Source organism: Helicobacter aurati, from assembly GCF_003364265.1.
Lineage (GTDB): Bacteria > Campylobacterota > Campylobacteria > Campylobacterales > Helicobacteraceae > Helicobacter_A > Helicobacter_A aurati.
Genome location: NZ_NXLW01000035.1, coordinates 1 through 3,151 on the forward strand (window position 1 = coordinate 1; position 3,151 = coordinate 3,151).

Here is a 3,151-nt window from a genome sequence, read left to right on the forward strand (position 1 = left end):
ATACACAATTTCCGTGAAGTTCTTCGTTTCTGCATAAGATTTAAAAAAATCAAGTTTTTCGCTACTGCGATTTGCAACACAGAATGGAATCTCATAACGATTGAGGATAACCGCAATGCTCTTCGCACTTCCTCCAGCACCAAGGATAAGAACTTTCTTTGGTTTGTAAGATTGAATACAGAAAAAAAATCCTTCGGCATCTGTATTATAGCCTATTAACGTTTTATCTTTTTTGCATATCGTATTGACTGCTTGTATTTCCCGAGCTATACCTACAACTTCATCCACAGCCTGATAAGCTATCTCCTTAAAAGGCACTGTCACATTCACGCCCAACAAATCGCTTTGTAAAAGAAAATCTCTTAACCCCTTAGAATCTATCCCCAAAGGTAGCGCAAAACGCGTATAAAATGTCTGTGCTTGCGGCACTATACAAGAATAATCTATTGGCGAGGATTCTTGCGTTGGATTGTCTTTCGTAATAGAACGTTGCATAAGCGTATGGTAAGCATAATTATGAATAAGCGGGGAGAGAGAATGCGAGATAGGATTGCCTAGCACTGCAAAGAGTCTCAAATCCTCTATATCGCTATTGCGTCCTAGCGTCTTAGATTGCTGATTGTGTAAATTGGTGTCTGCCATAGATTCTCCTTTGGAATCAAATATTCTACTTATTGTAACTTGTCTTTTGTTGATTGCAAGGGGTATTCAAACGTTATTTAAAGATTACCAGTTGAGAGCTAAAGAAAAGAAAAAGCTTTGCGTATTGAATCTATGTGGGCTATACAGAGGAAAATACCACCATGTTTGTATGTTAATATAACGCACAAAGCATTGCATGCCTATGCCACCACCAGATAAGAACACGCCAGAATAAGGCAGGTTTGAGCTAGCATTCCTTAACAAATCTCTAATATATCCCGCATCAAGTCCAAGGCTAGGCGCAATAGTCAGCTGCCATTTCCCTTTCTCAAACAGAGGAAAATAGACAGAAATATCATTGCGCCATATCACACCAAATTGTCCAGCAAGATTGATGCCTTGGAATCCTCGAACCGCATATCTTCCACCAATAAGAATTTGTTCATTCGCATAGAGTCTATTTTGCGCCACTTGTGTCTTAATGCTTGATGTATAAATACCGACAAATTTGCCTACATTAAAGGGAATATAAGCATAAAGATTGATTATTGGCACAATGTAATTAAAGCCATCTAATGCGGGGGTTGGCAACGAAAAACCTTGTAAAACACTTAAATTAACAGAGAATTTATAGGGATTGAGTGTCAGAGTATATTGTCCAAAGAGTGCATATTGTAATACTCTTTGCTTTTGTATAAGAAGCTCTACACCTTCTATAAAATTGTCTGCCATCCTTGCACCAAAATCCTATTCCAAGAGAAATAGTATGCTTTGGATTGGCTAGAAGTGCGTAGCTTAACTTTGAATCAGTATTGAGACTTTTTCCTGTATAGGCTACCGTGAAATTACTTAAAGGAATTTCTAAAGCATTAAGAGCATAGCCAATATTCGTTTCAAAGAGGAATCTGCGAAAGGGTATCGAATAGCTAAGAGAGGAATAGAGAGAATAATTCTTGGCTATGGATTTCTCTTGAAAGGGGATTGAACCTAGCAAATAAAACGTAAGAATATCTGCAAGCTTCAAAGGATTCTCATAGCTCAATAGCAACGTACTTTGATAATTATCAAAGAGAGTTCCTCCATTATCAAAGATAAATTGCCCGGTAAAAGGGCTAGCCTTTTTCTTAATAGCGATCACAATATCACTCATATCCTCACTATAAGCTGGAAGAATCTGCATGGTTGTGTCAAGAGATTTTATTCTTGCAAGATTAGCTATGCCTTGCTCTAATTTCTTAAGATTAAGAATATCGCCCTGCTTTATGCCAAAGTCTTTTTGAAAGAAAAGCATAGTGCCGTGATGTTGATACTCTATCTTTCCTATTTTGCCAAGTTGCACATGTATTTCTAAAATGCCCGAATGTAAATCTTGCTCACCTATACCAAAACGTGTAGTGATATATCCTTCTTTCAAGGCAGATTGATTGAGTGATTGTAACAGAGTGGTGATGTGTTGCGCATTCAGGCACTGGTGTAGATAAGGTTTAATTAATGTCTTGGCAAAAGGGAAATGAGAGGCGATGAGCTTTCTTTCTGCATTATCTTGTGCATCATCTAATTCTGCATTCGAGGTTGGATACAGGGAACTCGCTAGAGAAGAAAAAGAAATTGCATCAATAGGAAAACATAAAGATTGTGCATTTTGTCCTTCTAAAGTAAGACTCACACACAATGAAGAAAAAACAAACCTAAAAAAGAAGAGCGATATTTTGCCTTTGATTCTTGCAGATAGAAAGTGTTTGACTATCCACAGAATCATTGGGCATCGCTTAATACTTCTTTATTAGAACATAAACTTATAGCTTAATGTAAAGCGGAGAGGGTTGTATGCTCCGACTACATCAGAATTATTAGTATCTACTATGCTGTATGTAAGTAATGGTAAATAAGCAGTAAGATCGATTCTAGAACTTTCACCTAATCCTAAACTAAAGCCAGCTCTTGCATAAATTGGGAAGCTAGCTCCTGCAGAAAGAACAGAAAAGCTAAGAGATTGCGCAGCCACACTATAGCCACCGCCTGCTCCTACAAAGACTCCAAAGGATGAAGAACCACCTTTGATAATATCTGCCATAAGGTCAAAATTAATATTAATATCCCCAGTATGAAAAGAATGTCCATTCAAATAGGATTGTCCATAAATAAAGCCTAAGAATGTCCTCATGCCGATTCGCTCGCCAAAGAACCATTGTCCACCAATGTTAATGCCCGCATTCCAGCCGTGTATAGAATCATTTATAAAATTCTTATAAGATTGATCGGCAAAGCCATTGTCTAATGTAGTAATACCTCTATTATACCCGCCTTCAACCCCCAATAAGAATCTTGCTTCTGCAAGCGAAGCACTCAAACTTAAACTGATTACACTTAATGCTAATATCTTTTTCATAAATATATCTCCTGAATTGGATTTACTAAGCCAAGCCTTTATTACTTGACTTATTGTAGAGAAAGTATCGGCTTATGTGAATAAGTTTTAAGTAAATATCAAGTTTATTTGAAAACTTTT

The 3,151-nt window shown here is 37.1% G+C and carries 3 protein-coding genes and 1 pseudogene; all 4 read right to left on the reverse strand.

Annotated elements, in window-relative coordinates; translation table 11 throughout:
* Window positions 1–642: pseudogene (locus tag CQA66_RS09010) on the reverse strand (hypothetical protein); the annotation flags it as partial.
* An 84-nt stretch (window positions 643–726) separates the two neighbouring features.
* The gene (locus tag CQA66_RS09015; RefSeq protein WP_104763412.1) at window positions 727–1,374 is read right to left on the reverse strand and encodes a ShlB/FhaC/HecB family hemolysin secretion/activation protein; all 648 of its coding nucleotides are present in this window, start codon (window positions 1,372–1,374) and stop codon (window positions 727–729) included.
* On the reverse strand, window positions 1,271–2,401 hold the full coding sequence (locus tag CQA66_RS09020) for a ShlB/FhaC/HecB family hemolysin secretion/activation protein (RefSeq protein WP_104763411.1): 1,131 nt from the start codon (window positions 2,399–2,401) through the stop codon (window positions 1,271–1,273). The genes CQA66_RS09015 and CQA66_RS09020 overlap by 104 nt, the downstream gene beginning before the upstream one ends.
* 24 nt (window positions 2,402–2,425) lie before the next feature.
* Window positions 2,426–3,031: an outer membrane beta-barrel protein gene (locus tag CQA66_RS09025; protein ID WP_104763410.1), complete on the reverse strand. Its 606-nt coding sequence runs from the start codon at window positions 3,029–3,031 to the stop codon at window positions 2,426–2,428.
* Window positions 3,032–3,151: the final 120 nt, after the last annotated feature.

Excerpts from the sequence above, each read along its gene's own strand:
- CQA66_RS09015 (WP_104763412.1), bottom strand. The coding sequence starts at position 1,374 with ATGGCAGACAATTTTATAGAAGGTGTAGAGCTTCTTATACAAAAGCAA.
- CQA66_RS09020 (WP_104763411.1), bottom strand. The coding sequence starts at position 2,401 with ATGATTCTGTGGATAGTCAAACACTTTCTATCTGCAAGAATCAAAGGC.
- CQA66_RS09025 (WP_104763410.1), bottom strand. The coding sequence starts at position 3,031 with ATGAAAAAGATATTAGCATTAAGTGTAATCAGTTTAAGTTTGAGTGCT.